The 19,397-nt window shown below is 68.3% G+C and carries 18 protein-coding genes; 4 read left to right on the top strand and 14 right to left on the bottom strand.

Going from position 1 to position 19,397, the window contains the following annotated elements; all coding sequences use genetic code 11:
• Window positions 1-8: 8 nt before the first annotated feature.
• The 3 genes from ACIHA7_RS20280 to ACIHA7_RS20270 form a co-directional block, all read right to left on the bottom strand.
• Window positions 9-1,598 (bottom strand): ABC-F family ATP-binding cassette domain-containing protein, encoded by a 1,590-nt coding sequence (locus tag ACIHA7_RS20280; protein WP_397291560.1) that lies wholly within the window; start codon window positions 1,596-1,598, stop codon window positions 9-11.
• 189 nt (window positions 1,599-1,787) lie between these two features.
• Entirely contained in the window at window positions 1,788-2,390 is a 603-nt protein-coding gene (locus ACIHA7_RS20275) for a DUF4291 domain-containing protein (protein WP_397291558.1), read from the bottom strand.
• Window positions 2,391-2,620: 230 nt separating this feature from the next.
• Window positions 2,621-4,048 (bottom strand): MFS transporter, encoded by a 1,428-nt coding sequence (locus ACIHA7_RS20270; protein ID WP_397291556.1) that lies wholly within the window; start codon window positions 4,046-4,048, stop codon window positions 2,621-2,623.
• Window positions 4,049-4,131: 83 nt separating this feature from the next.
• Between ACIHA7_RS20270 and ACIHA7_RS20265 the strand changes: the two genes are divergently transcribed.
• Entirely contained in the window at window positions 4,132-4,815 is a 684-nt protein-coding gene (locus ACIHA7_RS20265; RefSeq protein ID WP_397291554.1) for a TetR/AcrR family transcriptional regulator, read from the top strand.
• Between the two features lie 5 nt (window positions 4,816-4,820).
• Here the strand turns inward: ACIHA7_RS20265 and ACIHA7_RS20260 are convergent, their stop codons facing one another.
• The 5 genes from ACIHA7_RS20260 to yajC all read right to left on the bottom strand — a co-directional run bounded on the left by ACIHA7_RS20260 (window position 4,821) and on the right by yajC (window position 10,637).
• Window positions 4,821-5,393 carry an adenine phosphoribosyltransferase gene (locus tag ACIHA7_RS20260; protein ID WP_397291552.1) on the bottom strand — a complete coding sequence of 191 codons (573 nt, stop codon included), beginning with the start codon at window positions 5,391-5,393 and terminating at the stop codon, window positions 4,821-4,823.
• Between the two features lie 72 nt (window positions 5,394-5,465).
• Window positions 5,466-7,184, bottom strand: coding sequence for an ABC transporter substrate-binding protein (locus ACIHA7_RS20255; protein WP_397291550.1), 1,719 nt, complete (start codon window positions 7,182-7,184; stop codon window positions 5,466-5,468).
• Between the two features lie 17 nt (window positions 7,185-7,201).
• The gene (secF, locus tag ACIHA7_RS20250; RefSeq protein ID WP_397291548.1) at window positions 7,202-8,425 is read right to left on the bottom strand and encodes a protein translocase subunit SecF; all 1,224 of its coding nucleotides are present in this window, start codon (window positions 8,423-8,425) and stop codon (window positions 7,202-7,204) included.
• 7 nt (window positions 8,426-8,432) lie between these two features.
• Window positions 8,433-10,139: a protein translocase subunit SecD gene (gene secD / locus ACIHA7_RS20245; RefSeq protein WP_397291546.1), complete on the bottom strand. Its 1,707-nt coding sequence runs from the start codon at window positions 10,137-10,139 to the stop codon at window positions 8,433-8,435.
• A gap of 132 nt (window positions 10,140-10,271) precedes the next feature.
• Window positions 10,272-10,637, bottom strand: a complete 366-nt coding sequence (yajC, locus tag ACIHA7_RS20240; RefSeq protein WP_397291544.1) for a preprotein translocase subunit YajC — start codon at window positions 10,635-10,637, stop codon at window positions 10,272-10,274.
• 360 nt (window positions 10,638-10,997) lie between these two features.
• Between yajC and ACIHA7_RS20235 the strand changes: the two genes are divergently transcribed.
• Window positions 10,998-12,341, top strand: a complete 1,344-nt coding sequence (locus ACIHA7_RS20235; RefSeq protein ID WP_397291542.1) for a hypothetical protein — start codon at window positions 10,998-11,000, stop codon at window positions 12,339-12,341.
• Between the two features lie 57 nt (window positions 12,342-12,398).
• Here ACIHA7_RS20235 and ACIHA7_RS20230 read toward each other — a convergent pair whose 3' ends face one another.
• Window positions 12,399-13,889, bottom strand: coding sequence for a flavin-containing monooxygenase (locus ACIHA7_RS20230; RefSeq protein ID WP_397291540.1), 1,491 nt, complete (start codon window positions 13,887-13,889; stop codon window positions 12,399-12,401).
• 36 nt (window positions 13,890-13,925) lie between these two features.
• Here ACIHA7_RS20230 and ACIHA7_RS20225 point away from each other — a divergent pair, with 36 nt between their 5' ends.
• Window positions 13,926-14,591: a TetR/AcrR family transcriptional regulator gene (locus tag ACIHA7_RS20225; protein WP_397291538.1), complete on the top strand. Its 666-nt coding sequence runs from the start codon at window positions 13,926-13,928 to the stop codon at window positions 14,589-14,591.
• Between the two features lie 149 nt (window positions 14,592-14,740).
• A complete protein-coding gene (locus tag ACIHA7_RS20220; protein ID WP_397291536.1) occupies window positions 14,741-15,340 on the top strand; it encodes a DivIVA domain-containing protein in 600 nt (199 codons plus the stop codon).
• 39 nt (window positions 15,341-15,379) lie between these two features.
• Here the strand turns inward: ACIHA7_RS20220 and ruvB are convergent, their stop codons facing one another.
• The 5 genes from ruvB to ACIHA7_RS20195 form a co-directional block, all read right to left on the bottom strand.
• Entirely contained in the window at window positions 15,380-16,459 is a 1,080-nt protein-coding gene (gene ruvB, locus ACIHA7_RS20215) for a Holliday junction branch migration DNA helicase RuvB (RefSeq protein WP_397291534.1), read from the bottom strand.
• Window positions 16,460-16,465: 6 nt separating this feature from the next.
• Window positions 16,466-17,068 (bottom strand): Holliday junction branch migration protein RuvA, encoded by a 603-nt coding sequence (gene ruvA, locus ACIHA7_RS20210; protein ID WP_397291532.1) that lies wholly within the window; start codon window positions 17,066-17,068, stop codon window positions 16,466-16,468.
• A complete protein-coding gene (gene ruvC, locus ACIHA7_RS20205; RefSeq protein WP_397293107.1) occupies window positions 17,065-17,634 on the bottom strand; it encodes a crossover junction endodeoxyribonuclease RuvC in 570 nt (189 codons plus the stop codon). Before ruvC ends, ruvA begins: the two co-directional genes overlap by 4 nt.
• Window positions 17,635-17,800: 166 nt before the next feature.
• The gene (locus ACIHA7_RS20200) at window positions 17,801-18,229 is read right to left on the bottom strand and encodes an acyl-CoA thioesterase (protein WP_397291530.1); all 429 of its coding nucleotides are present in this window, start codon (window positions 18,227-18,229) and stop codon (window positions 17,801-17,803) included.
• Window positions 18,230-18,375: 146 nt separating this feature from the next.
• Window positions 18,376-19,338 (bottom strand): GlxA family transcriptional regulator, encoded by a 963-nt coding sequence (locus tag ACIHA7_RS20195; RefSeq protein WP_397291528.1) that lies wholly within the window; start codon window positions 19,336-19,338, stop codon window positions 18,376-18,378.
• Window positions 19,339-19,397 lie beyond the last annotated feature (59 nt).

Raw genomic sequence — 19,397 nt, 5'->3', positions numbered from 1 at the left:
GCTTTCCGCTATCGGACCAGCGTTTCCACCAGCCCGTCAGCGGTGAGCTCCACCCGCCTGGTGAGCCCGATGTCGTCGAGAAAGCGCGGGTCGTGGCTCACCACGATCAGCGCCCCCTCGAAACTGGCCAGCGCCTGGGTGAGGTGCTCGAGGCTGGGCAGGTCGAGGTTGTTGGTCGGCTCGTCGAGCAGCAACAACTTCGGGGCAGGCTCGGCCAGGAGCAGCATTGCCAGTGCGGCCCTGAGGCGTTCACCACCGGACAGCGCCGAGGCGGCGACATCGGCGTCACCGCCGCGGAACAGGAACCGGGCCAACTGGGCCCGGATCTGCTCCGGCGACGCGTGCGGCGCCGTCGATGCCACGTTCTCGAAGACCGACCGTTGCTCGTCGAAGATGTCGAGGCGTTGCGGCAGCATCCGCCACGGCACCTGCGGGTGGGCCGCCGCGATCCGGCGCAGCAGGGTGGTTTTGCCCACGCCGTTGCGTCCGGTCAAGGCGATCCGCTCCGGGCCGCTGATCCGCAGCGAAACCGTTGGGCCGCAAGCCAACTCCACCGCGTCCAGGTCGATCACGTCCTGGCCGGGGTAGAGCCGGGTGTCGGGGAGATCCACCCGGATTTCCCGGTCGTCCCGCAGCAGCTCCTGTGCGTGCTGGAGCTGGTCCTTGGCCGTCTCCAGCTTGTCGATATGGGTGTTGCGCAACTTGCCCGCCGACACCTGGGCCTGCCGTTTGCGTTCGGCCATAATGATTTTCGGTTCACGCTTGGTGTCCCACATCTTCTGCCCGTACCGCTGCCTGCGATCCAGTTTGATCCGCGTCTCGACGAGTTCGCGGGCCTGCTTGCGCACATCGCTGCGCGCGTCGCGGACCGCGGCCCTGGCCGCTTGCTGCTCGGCCTCGATGATCCGCTCGTACTCGCTGAAGTTGCCGCCGAACATCCGGATGTCGCCGTGGCGCAGCTCGGCGATGGTACTCATCCGCTCCAGCAGCTCGCGGTCGTGACTGACCGTGAGCACGGTGCCGGAGAACTGGCCGACCACCTCGTAAAGCCGTTCGCGGGCAAGCCGATCCAGATTGTTCGTCGGCTCGTCCAGCAGCAGGATCTCCGGCTCGGCCAGCAGTTCGGCCACCAGCCCGAGCAGCGTCGTCTCGCCGCCGGAGAGGGTCTCCAGTCGGCGATCCAGCTGTGCGGGTGAGTCGGCGACGTAGTGCAGTCCGAGCCGGCCGAGTAGCGCGATGGCCCGTTCCTCGACATCCCATTGGTTGCCCACGATGTCGAAGTCGGACTCGTCGCCACCGCCGGATTCGATGCGATGCAACGCTTTCCGGAGCTCGGCGATGCCGAGTACCGCGTCGACCCGTTGCCCCGCGGCGAGACCGAGGTCCTGCCGCAGGTAGCCGAGGTGACCGGTGACCGAGATCGAACCGCGGGCGGGCGTGAGCTCACCGGCGATCAACCGCAGCAGCGTGGACTTACCCGCGCCGTTGCTGCCGACCAGGCCGACATGCCCGGGGCCGAGAACGCCGTCGAGCCCGTCGAACACCGGGGTGCCGTCCGGCCAGGCGAAAGTGAGATCGGAAAATGACAGATTTGCCATGATGACTCCAGAGGTCGCTCAGAATACGCGGCGCGCGACTGCGGACCGCCCGAGTGGCTACCTCATGAAATCAATGGCATGGCTCCGATCAACGGCAATAAGACCCATCTAGATTAACCACACCTGCGCGACGTGTGCCAGTGATATTTGGATCACACCTGCGCACCGGCCTTTTTCGCGCGCGAGGACCTAGTCGGCGCCGATCACGCGAGCGATCTCGGCGGGCAGCGGATAGGGTCGCTCGACCGGCAGCGCGCGGGCGGCCGCGGCGAGTTTCCCGTCGGCCACCAGGCCCTTGATCCGCCGCGCCTCCGCGGTGACGTCACGAATCCCGGTGATCCACCGGTCGACATACAAGCCCACGGCCGGGCCGCCGAGGCCGACCTGCAGCGACCGGTGCGCGAGCGGCCGGTGGTGCAGATCGCGCTCCGGATCCCATTGCACCCGAACGGGACTCGTGCGCAGCCGGTCCATCCACGCCCGCTGATCCGAATACATGTCCGGCACATAGTGACTCAGGCAGGACTGCCATAGTGCCCACTCGAACCCGCTGCGCGTGATCGTCACGGCGAGCACCCGCTCCTGGCCCGGCTTGCTGCCCCAGCCGCACCGATACATCATCCACAGAAACGAGGGCTTGATCCACGTCATCCGCTCCCGGCTGAACGGGGCGACGAAAGTTCCTGCGGCAAGGGCGGCTTCGGCGATCGCCGCGGGATACGCCTGATAGACAACCACGGTCGCCGCATCATAGTCAGCTCTGACCTGCCGCATCGGCGGCGAAACACTCACCGGCAGATCCTGACACTCCGACCGCGACACGCCAACGCTGCCGACACTGTCTCCAGCGAAGCAGGCCACGCCGACCTGTGGGCTCCGCGCATCCGTATCCCCTCCCCCGGCCGGGACGGCGTGAGCGGGTGCGGCGCGCCAGCAACCATCGCCGCACCTCCAGCTCGCACGTCCAGCTAGCAAAAGTATGGGCATATCGGGCGCCCGAGACGAGACCTCAGTTCCGGCGGCTACTCCACCCCGGCCGCCACAGCGGTGTCGATCGGAGCCGCGGCCTTGCCGGTCTTGGGCACGATCAACGCGCCGACGACGGCGCCCGCGGCAAGCAAGCCCGCGGCCAGACGCAGAGACGTCGTGTAACCCTCGGCCAATGCCGCTCTCCCGGTGTCGGTTCCGATGACACCGGCCGCGACCGTCACCAGGATCGCCAACCCGAGCGATCCGCCCAGTTGCCGCACGCTGTTGAGCACGCCGGAGGCGAGCCCGGTCTGCTCGGCCGGCACGCCCGCCACCGCGGCGGTGCCCATCGCGACTACCGACGCACCGATGCCGACACTGGCGACCAGGGACGGGCCGAGCAGCCCGGTCAGGAAGGTCGTCGAGGTGTCGGCGCAGCCGAACCACAGCAGGCCCACGGCGCCGACGAGGCCGCCGACCAGCAGCACCGGCCGCGGACCCCACTGCGGTGTCGCCAGCATCGCCAGCCGCAGTCCGATCACGATGCCGACGCAGAACGGCAGAATCGCCACGCCGGTGAGGGTCGGGCTGTAGCCGAGCACCCGCTGCAAGAGCTGTGCGACGAAGTAGAAGCTGGCGATCTGCCCGGAGGTGAGCATGAATCCGAACAGGGTGGCGCCGACGAGCGAGCGACGGCGCAGGAACTCGAGCGGCACCAGGGGATCCGCCGACTTTGCTTCCACCAGAGCGAAGCCGGCCAGCAGCACCGCACCCACGGCGAACCAGCCGAGCACCCGCGCCGAGCCCCACGCGTGCGTTTCGGTGGAGATCACCGCGAGCACCAACGCCGTCACCCCGAAGGTGACCAGGACCGCGCCGGGCACATCGAGGCGGCCGCGTAGTTGTGGCACCCGGTTGTCGGTGCCGCGCAGCACCGCGACCACCGCCGCCGCGACGAACAGCAGGTTGACCCACATCACCGACCGCCAGCCGAGATGGTCGGTGAGCACACCGCTGAGCACCACTCCCACCGCACCGCCCGCAGCACCGGCACCGCCCCACACCGACATCGCTTTCGTGCGCTCGGGGCCCTCCGGGAACTCGGAGGTGGCCAGCGCCAACGTCATCGGCGCCAGCACCGCCGCGCCGACGCCCTGCAACGCGCGCGCCGCCAGCAGTTCCCAGCCATGTTGCGCGGCACCACCCCAGGCACTGGCAAGTGCGAACACGCCCAGGCTCGCGAGCAGCAGCGTGCGACGGCCGGTGAGGTCGGCCAGCCTGCCGCCGAGCAGCATCAGCCCGGCGAAGGTCAGCAGGAACGCGTTGATCACCCAGCTGAGGCCGGACGGACCGAAGTGCAGCGACTCGTCGATCGCGGGCAAGGCCACGTTGACGATCGAAAGATCAACGGAGACAAGGAACATCACGAGGAACACGACGCCGAGCGTCCATCCCTTACCCGCGCCGGTTCGCTCTGTCACGACAACCTCCATAATTTAGTAACGCGTGTGTTTATTATAGTTAGCACAGCCTTACCTGGGTGTCGAGAGGTTTGATCCGGACAATGAGAGGAGTGACAAGCAACGCGCTCCGCCGCCGCGGCCGCCCCGTCCGGGTGCCGCGCGAAGACGTCGTGGCCGCCACCACCCGAATGCTCGACGACGGCGGCGCCGAGGGCTTCAGCATGCGCAAACTCGCCGACGAACTCGGCGTGAGCACGGCCGCCGTCTACCACCACTTCCCCACCAAAGCGGCACTGATGATCGCCGTCCTGAGCGCCCGCGCCGACCAACTCGACCGGCCGCAGCTACCTCGAGCCCCCCGCGACCGGCTCGTCGCGATCATCACCTATCTGATCGACGTCCTGCACGAAATGCCCTGGGTCGCCGACATTCTCGTCAGCGGTGAATCCTTCGGCCGGGCCGCCATGTGGATCCTCGACGAATTCGTAGACACCGCAACGGCACTCGGCGCCACCGACGACTACGCCGGCTACATGTACAACGCCGTCTGGCGCTTCATCCTCGGCGAGCTGATGATGCGCCGCGCCGAAGCCGAACGCACCGAAGCCACCGCCCAGGGCCACCCCCGCCCCCGCTGGACCGACCAGGCCACCCCCGAGGCCCTGGCCGATTTCCCCACCACAGTCCGAATGCTCCCCAAATGGGACACCATCCGCAACGCCTACCGCACCGAAACCGCGGTAGGCCACCTCATCGACGGCCTGATCGCCGGAATCCCCGCCTGAGGCGATCAGACCTCGACGATGGAGGTCAGGGGGTAGGCACCCTGGTGGTCGCGGCCTTTGAGGAAGGTCAGTTCCAGGACTACGGCGGCGGCGATGACTTCGGCGCCTGCTTGGGCGAAGAGGTCGGCGGCGGCGGCGAGGGTGCCGCCGGTGGCGAGGACGTCGTCGAGGAGCAGGATGCGGCGGCCGCGCAGGTCTACGCCGTCGGCGGGGATTTCCAGGGCGGCGGTGCCGTATTCGAGCTGGTATTCGCGGCGCAGGACCGGCGGCGGGAGTTTGCCTGCCTTGCGGACGGCGAGGACGCCGGTGCCGAGGCTGGCGGCCACGCCTGCACCGATCAGGAAGCCGCGGGCGTCGATGCCCGCGACCAGGTCGGCGTCGGGGGCGCTGGCGGCGAGGCAGTCGATGACGGAGCGGAAGCCTTCGGCGTCGGCGAACACGGGGGTGAGATCCGCGAAGCGGATGCCGGGGGCGGGGAAGTCGTCGCGCCACCGGGTCAACTGCTCGACCGCGCGCGCGGCCCGGCCGGTCCGATCGGCGGCTAACTCATCGGACTCGATCGCCGCGTGCTTACTCATCGACACCTCTCCATCATCACACCAAGGAGCGCGGCCACGGGCGAATACCCGAGGCCGCACCCGCAGCACCTGTCACCGCTTCAACACCCAGCGGTCCATGTTCCAACCCGACCCCGCCTGATTGGGCGCGGCGATCCCGTTCTGCAGACCACCGCCGAACGCGATCGTGCGCGGGGTGGCGAACAAGGGAATGCTCGGCAGCTCCGCCCACAACAGGTTCTCGGCATCGGTCAGCAGCCTCAGCTGTGTGGTCGAGTTGTCGTCGGCCGCAAGCTGATCGGTGATCGAATCGTAGCGGCCGTTACCGAATCGCCCGAAATTGAGCCCGCTACCGGTGCGCAACGCACTGGTGGCCGCGACCCCGGTCAGCGATCCGGCCGGCCCTGGCGCGGCGGCGGTACCGGCCAGGATCGCGTCGACTTTGCCCTCGGTGAGCTGGGACGGCGCGAAATCGGCCGCCCCGGCGTCGACGACGGTGATGCCCGCCGGCTTACAGGCTTCCGTGATCATCGCCACGGTCTGCGCGCGCCGCTCATCGGGGCGCAGATAGCCGATGCGGATGGTCGGATTGTTGGTCCGTGACGCGCCGACGGCCTGGGTCGAGGCCGGCACGTCACCGCCGCCGAACTTGCCTGCCGCACCGGTGACCGAGGCGTAGAACAGCGAATCCTGCTGCACGATATGCCCGTTCAGTGGCCCCGAACCGAGCCCGCTCTTGGGCGCGTCCGGCACCTTGCCGAGCTTGTCGAACAGCGCCTGGCGCGGCACGCACAGCGCGAACGCCCTGCGCATGTCGACCGAGCCGAACACCCCGCCGGTGGCGAGCACCAGCTGCTCGGCGCCCCGCCCGGGCAGGTTCTGCACCCGGAACCCTTCCAGGTTCAGGTCTTTGATCGATCCGGTACCGATGTCGACGACCCCGAGGGCGCTGTCGCCCTCCTTGGACTTCAGGTCGACGTTCTTGGGCCACACCAGGATTCGACCGGTCGCGGGCTTGTTACCCCACCACCGCTCGTTGGCGACCAGCACCAAACCGTCCTTCTCGCTGAAGGACTCGATCCGGTACGGCCCCGACGACGGGAATCGGGTCAGGTCGAGGTTGCCGCCGAAGATCCAGCCGGTGTTCCAGAACTCGGCGATCCGCCCGAGCGCGCTCGGATCGGCGGATTGCAAGGCCGACACCACATTCGGCACGTTCGCCACCCGCGCCGCGACGTGCGCGGGCACCAGCTCGCCCGCGGTGAACAGGCTGCGCCATGCCGAGTAGTGCCGGTCCGGCCGGAACACCACGGTGGCGTCGCGGGAGCCGGGTTGGCAGTCCACCCGTTCGATGTCGGCGTAGCCCGCGGTGCTCGCGGCGTCGAACAGCGGAATCGGGCCCCGGTCACCGGGTTTGGTGAATCGCCCGCTGTGCGACGCCCAGGCGAGCACCAGGTCGTCGCAGGAGGTGGGTACGCCGTCGGAGTACACGCCGTCGGGGTTGAGCCGGTACTGGATGGTCTGGACGTCGCCGGGCACCTCCTTGGCGGTGCCGAAGTCGGTGTCGGCGACCTGCTGCCCCTCGGGTCCGGTGTAGAAGAACCCGGTGAGCACCCTGCTGAACACCGCGGCGGCTCCGCTGCTCGCACCGAGGGTGCTGCCACCGTTGTAGCTGGCGACGGTGGCGTCGACGGCGTAACCGATGGACGGCACCTGGTTCTTGCTCGAGCACCCGGCCGCCAGTCCGGCGGCCAGGGTGCCCGCGGCCACCACGGCGATCAGACGTACCGCTCGGCTGCGTGGCTTGCGCATGAAACCCCCTGCCTGTGTCAGTGCCGCCGCTTCTGCCGTTTTCCGCTCGGGCGCGCGCCCGGGCGGGGCGCCTGCCCCGGTTCCCGCGGCCTGCGCGGTTCGTCGCCGTAGCCACGGCCGGTCGCGGCGGTGGCGCGGCGCTCGGCCTCGTAGCCCGCCCGCGCGCTCGCGGCCCCGGCCCGGCGGGACATGACCTTGTCGGTGTGCTTGGCGACCGGACCCCAGCGTTCCTTGATCGACACCAGCAGCGGTGTCGCGAAGAAGATCGAGGAGTACGTGCCGACCAGCAGACCGACCAGCTGCACCAGCGCGAGGTCCTTGAGCGTGCCGACACCGAGCATCCACACCGCGATGACCATCAGGGCGACGATCGGCAGGATGCCGATGAGGGCGGTGTTGATGGACCGCATCAGGGTCTGGTTCACCGCGAGGTTGGCCTGCTCCCCGTAGGTGCGCCTGCTCAAATGCAGGATGCCCCTGGTGTTCTCCTCGACCTTGTCGAACACGACCACCGAGTCGTAGAGCGAGAAGCCGAGAATGGTCAGGATGCCGATCACCGTCGCCGGGCTCACCTCGAAGCCGACCAGCGAGTACACCCCTGCCGTGACCGCGACGTCGAAGATCAACGCGGCCAGCGCGGCGATCGCCATGTGCGTTTCGAACCGGACGGCGATATAGATGACCACCAACACCAGGAACACCGCCAGCGCGATGAGCGCCTTGCGGGTGATCTGGCTACCCCAGGTCTCGCTGACGTCCGAGGCGCTGATCGCGGCCCGGCTGGGGTTGCCGTCCTTGCCCTTGGGCTGGAACTCGCTGAACAACGCGTTGTTCAGCTTGTCCACCTGGTCCTTGTCCAGCGCCTCGGAGCGGATCAGGATGGTGGCGTTGCCGCCGCTACCGACGGTCTGCACCGAGACGGGATCGGTGCCGATCGCGGAGCGGTAGACGTTCTCAACCTCACTGGTGCTGGCGCCCGCGGCGGGGAACTGGATCCGCGAGCCGCCCTCGAAGTCGATTCCGAAGTTGAAGCCACGGAAGATGATGCTGCCCAACGAGATCAGAATGATCGCGGCGGTGATCAGATACCACATCCGGCGCCTGCCGATGACGTCGATGGCGCCGGTGCCGGTGTAGAGCCGGTTGAAGAAGCCGTGCTTGGGCTGCTCGGACACCGCGGCGAACACGTCCGTGGTCTCGGCCGGGTTCGCGGGGCGCGAGGTGCTCGTGTGATTGGTCATCTCGTTTTCACGCCTTCCCGAGTGCGGCCTGGGCGGCCTTCCGCTCGCGCGCGATCTGCTGGACCGCACCGAGACCGTTCACCGACGGTTTGGCCCAGAAGTTCGTCCGCGAGGCGAGCAACACCAGCGGCGAGGTCATCAGGAACACCACGACGACGTCGAGGATGGTGGTGAGGCCGAGGGTGAACGCGAAGCCCTTCACCTGCCCGACCGCGAGGATGTAGAGCACCGCCGCGGCGATGAAGCTGACCGCGTTGCCGGACAGGATGGTCCGGCGGGCCCGCTGCCAGCCGCGTGGCGCGGCGGAGCGGAAGCTGCGGCCCTCGCGCATCTCGTCCTTGATGCGTTCGAAGAACACCACGAACGAGTCGGCGGTCATGCCGATGCCGATGATCAAACCGGCGATACCGGCCAGGTCGAGGGTGAACCCGATCCATCTGCCGAGCAGCACCATGATGCCGTAGACCGCGAGACCCGAAGCCACCAGCGACAATCCGGTAACGAACCCGAGCATTCGGTAGTAGGCCAGGCAGTAGAGCAACACCACGGCCAAGCCGATCGCACCGGCGAGCAAACCCGCCTTCAGCGAGGACAGGCCGAGCGTCGCCGACACCGTCTCGGCCTCGGAGGTCTGGAACGACAGCGGCAGCGAACCGTACTTCAGCGTGTTCGCCAGTTCCTTGGCGGACGCGGCGGTGAAGTTACCGGAGATCTGGGTGCGGCCGCCCTGCTGCGGGCCCTGCTGCACGACCGGCGCGCTGACCACCTTGGTGTCGAGCACGAACGCGACCCGCTTGTTGACGTACTCGCCGGTGAGCTGGGCCCAGGCGTCGCTACCCGCGGACTTGAACTCCAGGTACACCTCGTGCCGCGCCTGCTGGGTGTTCATGCCCGAGGTGGCGCTCTTGATCTCCTGGCCGTCGATGCGGCTCTTGTCGAGCAGCAGGATCTCCTGGCCGTCGGTGGAGCAGGCGACCAGCGGCAGGTTCGGATCGTCGTTGCCCTGCAACGGATCCGGCTTGCTGCAGTCCAGTGCGGCCATCGCGGCCTGCGCAACGTTCGGGTCGGAGCTCTGCCGGACCGCCTTGGCGTCCTGGATCTCCTTGACCGCCAGTTCCTGTGGCGTGAGATTCGGGTCGGCGGGCGGTTGGGTCGGTGCCTGGGCCGGGAACACCCGCTGCTGCGGGGCCGGGTCCGGCGCGGGGACCTCGCCGGAGGCCGGAGCGCCGACGGACGGCGCCGAGTCGGCGGGCGCGGGCGGCGGTACTTCGCCCGCGGGCGGCGGTACCGCACCCGGTGCCGGTGCGGCAGGCGGCGTCTGACCGCGCTGCGCCGCGGGCACGGCGTTGAGCACCGGACGGATGTACAGCTTGGCGGTGGTCGCCAGTGCGCGCGCCTGCGCCCCGTCGTCACCCGGCACCGTGATCACCAGGTTGTCGCCGTCGATGACGACCTCGGAGCCGGCGACACCGAGACCGTTGACCCGGTTCTCGATGATCTCCTGCGCCTTCTTCAGGCTGTCCTGGTTCGGCTTGCCGCCGTCCGGGGTGCGAGCGGTCAGCGTGACCCGGGTACCACCCTGAAGGTCGATGCCGAGCCGTGGCGTCGAGGATTTGTCACCGGTGAAGAACACCAGCGCATAGATCACGGCCAGCAGCGCGGCGTAGACACCGAGCAGCCGGAGCGGATGCGCCGATCCCTGGGAAGGTGGCACAGTACGTCATCTCCTAGGCGGGAAGTCGAGAGTGAAACAGGCAAGCACACCCCAGCGACGCCGGGTGCGGGCAGTAACGGCGTGAGCGACGGCCCACCGGTCGGCGGGCCGTCGCAAGCACCGAACCGGTGATCAGTCCTTGGTCAACCGGGTCTGGGTCTGCTCGGTGGATTCCTCGATCGCGTCGACTGCGGTCGCGCCGGTCGAGTCGGTGTCGGTCGCGTCGGCGACGGCCTCGGTCTCGGTCTCGACGCGCACCTCGCGGATGGCCGCGCGCAGCCACGTCGTCACGACCTCCTCGGCGATCTCGAGATCGACCGTGGTGTCGTCGAGATCGACGACGGTGCCGTACAGCCCCGACGTGGTGATGACCTGGTCGCCGGCCTTGAGGTTGTCCTGCATCTCCGTGACCTTGGCGGCTTCCCGCTTCTGGCGGCGGACACCGAGGAACATCGGCACGAGCAGGGCTACCAGCAGCAGCGGAAACAGAAGTTCCATCGTCGAAGTCAGTCCCTAGTCTTGTGGGTGGGATGGGTATGTATCCAGACAGTCTGCCAGTTCATGTCTCCGCCGCCACACCGGCACACCTGCTGGGGAGCACCGATGCGCGGATCCGCCATATCGCACCCCGGATTCGGGGCGGCCACCGGCGTCCGAGGAGCCCGGTCGGTTTGCCCGTAAATTCTCCGCCCGGAAACGCATCCGCCGCGAATTGCGTTGGCATACAGTAGAAATCGCAGGGAATTCATCAGCGCAGGACGTCCCGACGGCGTGGCCGGGGAGCCTGATCTACGCACGAACTCATCGATCGTCGAGCCGTGTCTCGGGGCATCCTGTGCGTTCACAAAGGGGAAGATGATGGCTCAGGAAGCCAGAATCGACGTCAAAACGCTGGTACAGAAGGCCGCAGGGGACCTGTCCGCGCCCGAACTGTACGACTTGGCGCGGATCGCCGAATCGGGACCGTGGTTCGGCACCCCGACCGGCAGATCGGCCGAGCCGCCGCGCCCGCCGGACTACGAGTGGCCGCTCGTGTCGCAGCATCCGTACCTGGGGAAATACGGTAAGGGCACGGCATCGGTGCATCTGGCGCACGGGCACGACCGACTGGTCAACCCGATGATCTTCGCCGACGGCTTCAGCTACGGCCCCAGCGATCTCGACGCGCTGTGGCAGTGGTTCAACGAGCCCTACTCCGACGCGGGCGAGCGACTGTTCGACCAGCTGCTCGCCTCGGGTATCGACATCGTGCTGCTCGGCTTCGACTCCCGCCACGACTACCTCCAGGTCAACGCGGGTGTCGCGCGGGCATGCATCGGCAAGGTGATCGCCGAGCGGCAGGGCAACAACCCGCTGATCACCGGCGGTGTGAGCATGGGTGGTCAGGTCACCCGCTACGCGCTGGCCGCGATGGAACGCGACAACGAGGATCATCAGACCGAGACCTATCTGTCCTGGGATTCGCCGCACAACGGGGCGTGGATTCCGCTGATCCTGCAGCAGATGGCCTACTTCTTCGAGTTCTTCGAGGCGCTCACCCCGGGCAAGGCCAGCAAGGCGAGCCTGATCCGCAGCCCGGCGGCCCAGCAGTTGCTGTGGGCGTGGGTCGAGGACGCGCGGTATTCGGGTCCGGTCGCCACCGCGTCACCGCTGCGCGCCCAATTCGTCCAGGAGCTGGCCGATTTGGGTGGATTCCCGCAGCGCCCGGTCCGGCTGGGGGTGGCCAACGGCCGCGGCGACGGGCAGGGCCCCGCACTGCCGCCCGGCGAGGTGGTGTTCGACAAGAAGTTCCTCGGCGGCATCGTCGGCAGCGCCACCGCGCGCTATCAACCCGCCTTCGGCGAGCAGCAGCCGGTCGGCGGCATGCACCTCGGCCTGACCGCGCGCACCTCGACGACCACCGCGGTCGCGCCGTTCGACGGTGCGCCCGGCGGCATGCTCGATTCGTTCGGCCAGGTCGCCACGACCCTCGGGGTCGAGCTGGAGGAGATGAAGCGCTGGAGTTGCTTCGTCCCCTCGGTCAGCGCGGTCGCGCTGGACTTCGACCCGATGACCTGGGAGGTGCAGCTCGACCAGGATCTGCGCAAGGTGACGGCCGAGCAGACCATGCTCACCGAGTTCTGCTGCAACGCAATAAATACCGAGCACTCGGCGGTCACTCCGACGCTGGCGGAGTGGGTGCTGCGCAAGATCGCGAAGTAACGCGGTGAGCCCCGCCGGTGTGGGTCCGGCGGGGCTTGCGTCACCGCGTGCGTCGACTCAGGCGGACTTGCCGTACACGTAGTCGTCGAGCGGGAAGCTGACCGCTTCGCGGTGCGCGGCGAGGGTGCTGGTCGGGCGCAGCAGCGCGGCCTCGCCGTGCGGGTTGAAGTAGTAGCTGCGCGCGGTCGAGCAGTCGCCGCCGTAGAAGACGGAGGTGCCGAGCTTGTCGGTGACCCGGTCCAGGAAGTCCGCGTTCGCCGCCTCGGTCACCTCGAAGGTCTGCTCGCCGCGCCGGAACAGCTCGCCGAACAGCCGCCCCATGTGCTTCATCTGCGCCTCGATGGTGGTGAAGTACGACAGGCCGCTGTAGGAGTACGGGCTGTTGAGGCTGAGGAAGTTCGGGAACTTCGGCACGGTGATGCCCTCGTAGGCCTGGAAACGGTTGTCCCGCCAAAACTTTCCGAGGTTGACGCCGTCGCGGCCGACGATCTCGATGGCCGGGAAGTTCACGTCCCACAGGTTGAAACCGGTGGCCAGGATCAGCGTGTCGATCTCGGTCTTGTTGCCGTCGGCGGTGACGATGCCGTCGGGCTCGATGTGATCGATCGAGTTGGTCTCCAGCCGCACGTGCGGCTGATTGAACGTGCGGAAGTAGGTGTTGGAGAAGGTCGGACGCTTGCAGCCGAAGTCGTAGTGCGGCGTGAGCTGCTTGCGCGTCTGCTTGTCCCGCACCGAGGCCCGCAGGTGCGCCTTGGCGAGCACGCCCGCGGCCTTGTTCAACGGCTTGGCCTGGGTGTAGTGCAGCACGCCGACGACCATGAGCGCCTCGAGCAGGCTGGTATTGAACAGCCGCGCGGCCTTCTGGGTCGCGGGCACCCGGTCGAACAGCTTCTGCACCGGCGCCGGGATGGCGGCGTCGATCTTCGGCACCACCCAGATCGGCGTGCGCTGGAAGACGGTGAGCGCCTGCGCCTTCTTGGCCACCTCGGGCACCAGCTGCACCGCGGTGGCACCGGTCCCGATGATCGCCGCCTTACGGCCGGTGAGGTCGAAGTCGTCCTCCCACGCGGTGGTGTGAATGATCTTGCCCGCGAACGAGTCGATGCCGGGGAACGGCGGGGTGTAGGGCTGGGACAGGAAGCCTGTCGCGGTGAGCAGGTAACGGCCCGTGAGGGTTTCGCCGCCCGCGATCGAGACCACCCAGTGCTGGTGCTCTTCGTCCCAGCGCGCACCGTCGACCACCGTGCCGAAGCGCATGCGGCGGCGCAGGCCGTATTTGTCGGCGACGTGTTTCGCATACTTCTTCAGCTCCGCGCCCGGCGCGAACAGCCGGGTCCAGTACGGGTTCGGCTCGAAGGAGTACGAGTAGGTCACCGAGGCGATGTCGACGGCGAGGCCGGGGTAATGGTTGACGTGCCAGGTACCGCCCAGGTCGTCCTCGCGATCGAGGATGACGTAGTTGCTCAGGCCGAGCCGATCGAGCTCGATGCCCGCCCCCATGCCACCGAATCCCGCTCCGACCACGACAGCGTCGTACTGAGGCGCCACTCCGAACCTCCAAGTATGTGAACCGTTTATCACAGAATGACACATCATTCCGTTTGTGACGACTGTATCATCGGGGTCGTGACGAAGCCATTGACGCGTGCCGAGCGACGCAAAGCCGAGCTACGGCAGGAAATCATCGACACCGCGTTCGTCTGCTTCGCGGAGAAGGGCTATCACGGCACCGGAATCGCCGATATCGCCGGTCATCTCGGCATCGGGCACGGCACCTTCTACCGCTACTTCAGCAATAAGCGCGACATCATCGACCACGTGATCGATGACCTGTCCGCCAAGATCATCGACACCCTCGGCACCGAGAACGCCCCCGACGCCGCCACCACACTGGACGAATACCGCGCGCAAACCGACCGGATCGGCCAGGCGCTCACCCACATCCTGATGGACGACCGCCGGGTCGCGCAGTTGCTGCTCGTGCACGCCCCCGGCATCGACGACGAGCTGACCGCGCGCCTCTACGGCCTGCTCGATATGGCCGACGCGCTCACCGCCGGATACCTGGAGCACGGCGTCGAACACGGTTATCTGCGAGCGGATCTGGACACGGTCAACACCGCCCGGGCGGTCACCGGCATGCTGCTCGCCGGCATCATGCACGGCCTGCGCGACACCGGCGAAAGCTCCATCCAAGGCCTCAACGAGGCCATCCGGCGGCTGCTGATCGACGGTGTCCGCAAGGACTGAGCAAATCGATAAGCCCCCTGACGACGTTCGCGGCGTTAAGGTGAGGGAACTGTTCCGACGCTGTCCGCCAGGGGGCGCTCGTGGTCGCAAGAGACCAGGGAGTACGAAAAATCCACATTCCCACGGACCGGCGTTCCGGGCCTGACAGAATGTCGCCCGTGACCCCCGAGGATGTGAGCCGGATCAGTTTCGCGACACCACCATTCGGGCAGCGTGGTTATCACGCGGACGAAGTGGACGCCTTCCTCGACCTCGTCGCCGCGACCATGGCCGGGCGGGGCGCGCTCGCCGCCGACGATCTACGGCACGTCACCTTCGACGCACCGCGGCCGGGCGGGCGCGGATACCGCGCCGACCAAGTCGACGAGTACCTGGATCGGGTGCGCGTCGAGTTGGAGAACCGGCAGCGCGGGGTCCGGCCCGCGCCTGCCGGGAACGGGCAGTCCATGCTCACCCCGGATGACGTGCAGCGCATGCGGTTCACCGCGTCCCCGGTCGGGCGGCGCGGATACCACGAAGAAGAGGTCGACGCGTTCCTCGATCTGGTCGCGGCGACCCTGGCACACGGCGGGCCGGGCAGTTTGACCGTCGCGGATGTGCGCTCGGTGCGGTTCACCGAGGCGCGGCTCGGCACCCGCGGCTACTCACGCGACGAAGTGGACGCGTTCCTTGACCTGGTGGTGACGGCGTTGCAGCATGCCGAGCACCAGCATCACCGGTGGACGTTGCACCGCGACATCGGCGACTAGGCTCACTACCGCCCGCACGAGACGGCTTGCCGCGCACCGCTATTCGAAGAGGTCCAGGGTGGGTTGCGGGTCGCGGCCGCGCACCTCGATGGAGCCGAAGACCAGGTCGGGTGGCGGCACGAGGCCGAGGTGTTCCCACGCGGCGGCGGTGGCGACGCGCCCGCGCGGGGTGCGGGCGACCATTCCGGCCCGCACCAGGAACGGCTCGCACACCTCCTCGACGGTGGCGGCCTCTTCCCCCACGGCTACCGCGAGGGTGGACACCCCGACCGGGCCGCCGCCGAAACTGCGTACCAGCGCGGCGAGGACCGCACGGTCGAGGCGATCGAGGCCGAGGACGTCGACGTCGTACACCTCCAGCGCCGCCCGCGCGTTGGGCAGCGTGATCACCCCGTCCGCGCGCACCTCCGCGTAGTCGCGGACGCGCCGCAGCAGCCGGTTCGCGATGCGTGGCGTGCCACGGGACCGGCCAGCGATCTCCGCGGCGGCCTCGCGGTCGATCTGCACGCCGAGGATCTGCGCCGACCGCAGCAGGATGAGCAGCAGCTCGTCGGGGTCGTAGAAATCCATGTGCCCGGTGAAGCCGAAGCGGTCACGCAGCGGGCCGGTCAGCGCGCCGGACCGGGTGGTGGCCCCGACCAAGGTGAACGGGGCGATGTCGAGCGGGATCGAGGTGGCGCCCGGCCCCTTGCCGACGACCACGTCGACGCGGAAGTCCTCCATCGCCAGGTAGAGCATCTCCTCGGCCGGGCGGGCGATCCGGTGGATCTCGTCGATGAACAGCACGTCGCCGTCGACCAGGTTGCTGAGCATGGCCGCGAGATCGCCTGCCCGTTCCAGCGCGGGACCGGAGGTGATGCGCAGCGCGGTGCCGAGCTCGCCGGCGATGATCATCGCCATGCTGGTCTTGCCGAGCCCGGGCGGGCCGGACAGCAGCACATGATCCGGGGTGCCGCCGCGCTGTTTGGCGCCGCGCAGCACCAGTGCGAGCTGCTCGCGCACGCGCGGCTGGCCGATGAAGTCGTCGAGCGACTTCGGGCGCAGGCTGGCCTCGATCTCGCCGTCGGACTTCAAATAGCTCGGCGTGACCTGGGATTCGTCTGGTTCTTCGTAATCCATGCGGTACTACCGATTCTTGCCGAGCAGATTGAGGGCGGCTCGCAATCCTACCGAGGTGTCGGCGGCGGGCTGTTCGGCGAGGACCGCGTCGATGGCCTGCTCGGCCTGCTTGGCCGGGAAGCCGAGGCCGGTGAGCGCCTCCACCACCTGCTCGCGCACCGGCGTGCTGACCGGGGTCGGCGTGCCGGGCGGACCGGATTGCACCGGAACGAGATTCACCTTGTCGCGCAGCTCGACCACCATGCGTTCGGCACCGCGCTTGCCGATGCCGGGCACCCGGGTGAGGGCGGCGACATTGCTCTCGGCGAGCGCCTTGCGCAGCGCCTCCGGCTCGAGCACCGCGAGGACCGCCATGGCGAGGCGCGGGCCGACGCCGGACACCGTTTGCAGCAGACCGAACAGGTCACGCGCCTCGGTGTCGGCGAAGCCGTACAGCGTCATCGAGTCCTCGCGGACGATCATCGCGGTGTACAGCCGGGTTTCCTCGCCGCGAGTCAGCGTGGACAGCGTCGCGGGGGTCACGTTGAGCCGGTAACCGATGCCCGCCGCCTCGATCACCGTGTGGTCGAGGGCGATCTCTAGCACCTCACCGCGTACCGACGCGATCACCTCTGTACCGCCTTCCGTTGTTCGGCAAGCCGTTCGGCGTACTTGCGCTGCGCCTCGGCCGCCTGGGCCTCGGCCTTGGCCATCCGCTCGAGCAGCGGCGCCCGCCAACAATGGCAGATGGCCAGCGCGAGCGCATCCGCCGCGTCGGCCGGTTTCGGCGCGACCTGCAGACCGAGTATCCGGGTGACCATGGCGGTGACCTGTGCCTTGTCCGCGGTGCCGTTGCCGGTGACCGAGGCCTTCACCTCGCTGGGTGTGTGGAACGCGACCGGGATGCCGCGGCGCGCGGCCGCGAGCGCGATCACCCCACCCGCCTGCGCGGTACCCATCGCGGTACGCACATTGTGCTGGGCGAAGACGCGTTCGATGGCGACGGCGGCCGGTTGGTGGGTGTCCATCCAGAGTTCGGCGGCGTCGGAGACCTGGAGTAGTCGCTGGGCGAGGTCCATGTCGGGCGGGGTGCGCACCACGTCGACGGCGATCGCGGTCACCTTACGACCGATGCCGCCCTCGACCATGCTGAGGCCGCACCGGGTGAGCCCGGGGTCGACGCCCATCACCCGCACGAAAACCCCTCTCGCAGACACGAACAACTGTTCGAGAGTCTAGCGGAGGCAGGGTCTTTCGCGGTCCAGCGACACGGGTGCGGCGGCGGTCGCCGTGGCGGGCGCACGCACCGCGACCGGGCCGGGCGCGCGCACCGCGGTCAGGATTCGCGACGCTGCCGCCTGCTCAGGACGCCGCCGGGAAGCCGAGCAGTTCCGGCTTCGTCGCGCGAGCCGCCCATTCGCGCGCCGGATCGTTGACGAGTCGGCGCGCTCGAAGATCCAGCAGGCCACTGATATTGGTCACCGTGGCGGCCACCTCGCCGTCCGCACGGGTCAGGATCTGTTCGACGCGGTAGGTCTTTCCGGTCCCCCACAGCCACACGCAGGACACGTCGACCGTGTCGCCGCCGCGCAGCTCGCGCTGGAACTTGATGGTTGTCTCCAGATTGACCGGTCCGAATCCGTCCGCGATCAGCTCGTCGACCGAGATCCCCGCCGCCTGCACGCAGGCGAAACGCGAGTGGTCGGCGAACTGGTGGTAGGCCGCGCCGGTGACATGGAGCTGCGGATCGAGATCGGAGACTCGAACCTCGATGCGAGTACTGAACGACACGACGCCGACTATGCCAGCGCCCACCGACAACTTTCCCTACCCGGATATCAGGTGCGGGATCGCGCGGAGGTCCGGCCATTTCATGATCAACGGGACACGGTGGCGGCGCTACTCGCACTGTGCCGCGACCACGTCATCGTCCGGCGTCAGGCGGGGGCGAGAGTCCGGGCGAAGGTGCGGCGGTAGGCCTGCGGAGACACGCCGATCGCCTCGTGCAGATGCTGGCGCAGCGAGGTGCCGGTGGCGAAGCCGACTTCCCCGGCGATCCGGTCGACCGTCATGTCGGTCGATTCGAGCAGGTGTCTGGCGCGGAACAGGCGCTGTTGGATCAGCCAACGGCCGGGGCTCATGCCGACCTCTTCGCTGAAGCGGCGCGCGAAGGTGCGCTTGCTCATGCTGGCGCGCAGCGCGAATTCGTCCACGGTGAGCGGCAAGTGGAGGTTTTCCAGCGCCCACTGGCGAGCGGCGGCGGTGCCCGCGGAAGTGGCGGGCGGAACGGGCTGCTCGATGTACTGGGCTTGTCCGCCGTCACGCCACGGCGGCACGACGCAGCGCCGGGCCACCGAGTTGGCGACCGCACTGCCGTGATCGCGGCGCACGAGATGCAGGCACACGTCGAGGCCGGCCGCCGCGCCCGCGGAGGTGAGCACGTCATCGTCGTCGACGTACAGCACATCGGGATCGAGCCGGACCCGCGGGAAAGTGCGCCGGAACAGCTCGGCCTGCCGCCAATGCGTGGTCGCGGGCCGACCGTCGAGCAGACCGGCCGCCGCCGCGACGAACGATCCCGCGCAGATCGCCACGAGCCTGGCGCCGGGCCGGATTCGGGCGAGCGCGTCCCGGACCGGCTGCGGCAGCGTGCCGTCGAGGGTCATGCCGATGTCGCAGGCGGGCAGGACCACGGTGTCGGCGGTGTCGAGGATGCCGCTGTCGTGCGCGACGGCGATCGAGTAGTCCGCGCTGGTGCGCACCGGTGCACCGTCGACGGTGCAGGTGCGGATCTCGTATCGGCCGCCGGCACTGCCGAATACCCGGTTCGGGATGCCGAGTTCGAACGGATAGACCCCGTCCAACGCCAGCACCGCCACGCGATGGACCGAAGGTGTCATGGCACGATCATATCGAAGAATGGCAATCGTGCCATTTCCTGACTCGTTCCAGCGGACCA

The organism is Nocardia sp. NPDC052316, assembly GCF_044547795.1.
GTDB lineage: Bacteria > Actinomycetota > Actinomycetes > Mycobacteriales > Mycobacteriaceae > Nocardia.
Note: the sequence above shows the minus strand (reverse complement) of the source record. Positions and strands in the feature narration are given on the sequence as shown.

Excerpts from the sequence above, each read along its gene's own strand:
- ACIHA7_RS20280 (WP_397291560.1), bottom strand. The coding sequence starts at position 1,598 with ATGGCAAATCTGTCATTTTCCGATCTCACTTTCGCCTGGCCGGACGGC.
- ACIHA7_RS20265 (WP_397291554.1), top strand. The coding sequence starts at position 4,132 with ATGAGAGGAGTGACAAGCAACGCGCTCCGCCGCCGCGGCCGCCCCGTC.
- ACIHA7_RS20260 (WP_397291552.1), bottom strand. The coding sequence starts at position 5,393 with ATGAGTAAGCACGCGGCGATCGAGTCCGATGAGTTAGCCGCCGATCGG.
- ACIHA7_RS20255 (WP_397291550.1), bottom strand. The coding sequence starts at position 7,184 with ATGCGCAAGCCACGCAGCCGAGCGGTACGTCTGATCGCCGTGGTGGCC.
- secF (WP_397291548.1), bottom strand. The coding sequence starts at position 8,425 with ATGACCAATCACACGAGCACCTCGCGCCCCGCGAACCCGGCCGAGACC.
- yajC (WP_397291544.1), bottom strand. The coding sequence starts at position 10,637 with ATGGAACTTCTGTTTCCGCTGCTGCTGGTAGCCCTGCTCGTGCCGATG.
- ACIHA7_RS20235 (WP_397291542.1), top strand. The coding sequence starts at position 10,998 with ATGGCTCAGGAAGCCAGAATCGACGTCAAAACGCTGGTACAGAAGGCC.
- ACIHA7_RS20225 (WP_397291538.1), top strand. The coding sequence starts at position 13,926 with ATGACACATCATTCCGTTTGTGACGACTGTATCATCGGGGTCGTGACG.
- ACIHA7_RS20220 (WP_397291536.1), top strand. The coding sequence starts at position 14,741 with ATGTCGCCCGTGACCCCCGAGGATGTGAGCCGGATCAGTTTCGCGACA.
- ruvB (WP_397291534.1), bottom strand. The coding sequence starts at position 16,459 with ATGGATTACGAAGAACCAGACGAATCCCAGGTCACGCCGAGCTATTTG.
- ACIHA7_RS20195 (WP_397291528.1), bottom strand. The coding sequence starts at position 19,338 with ATGACACCTTCGGTCCATCGCGTGGCGGTGCTGGCGTTGGACGGGGTC.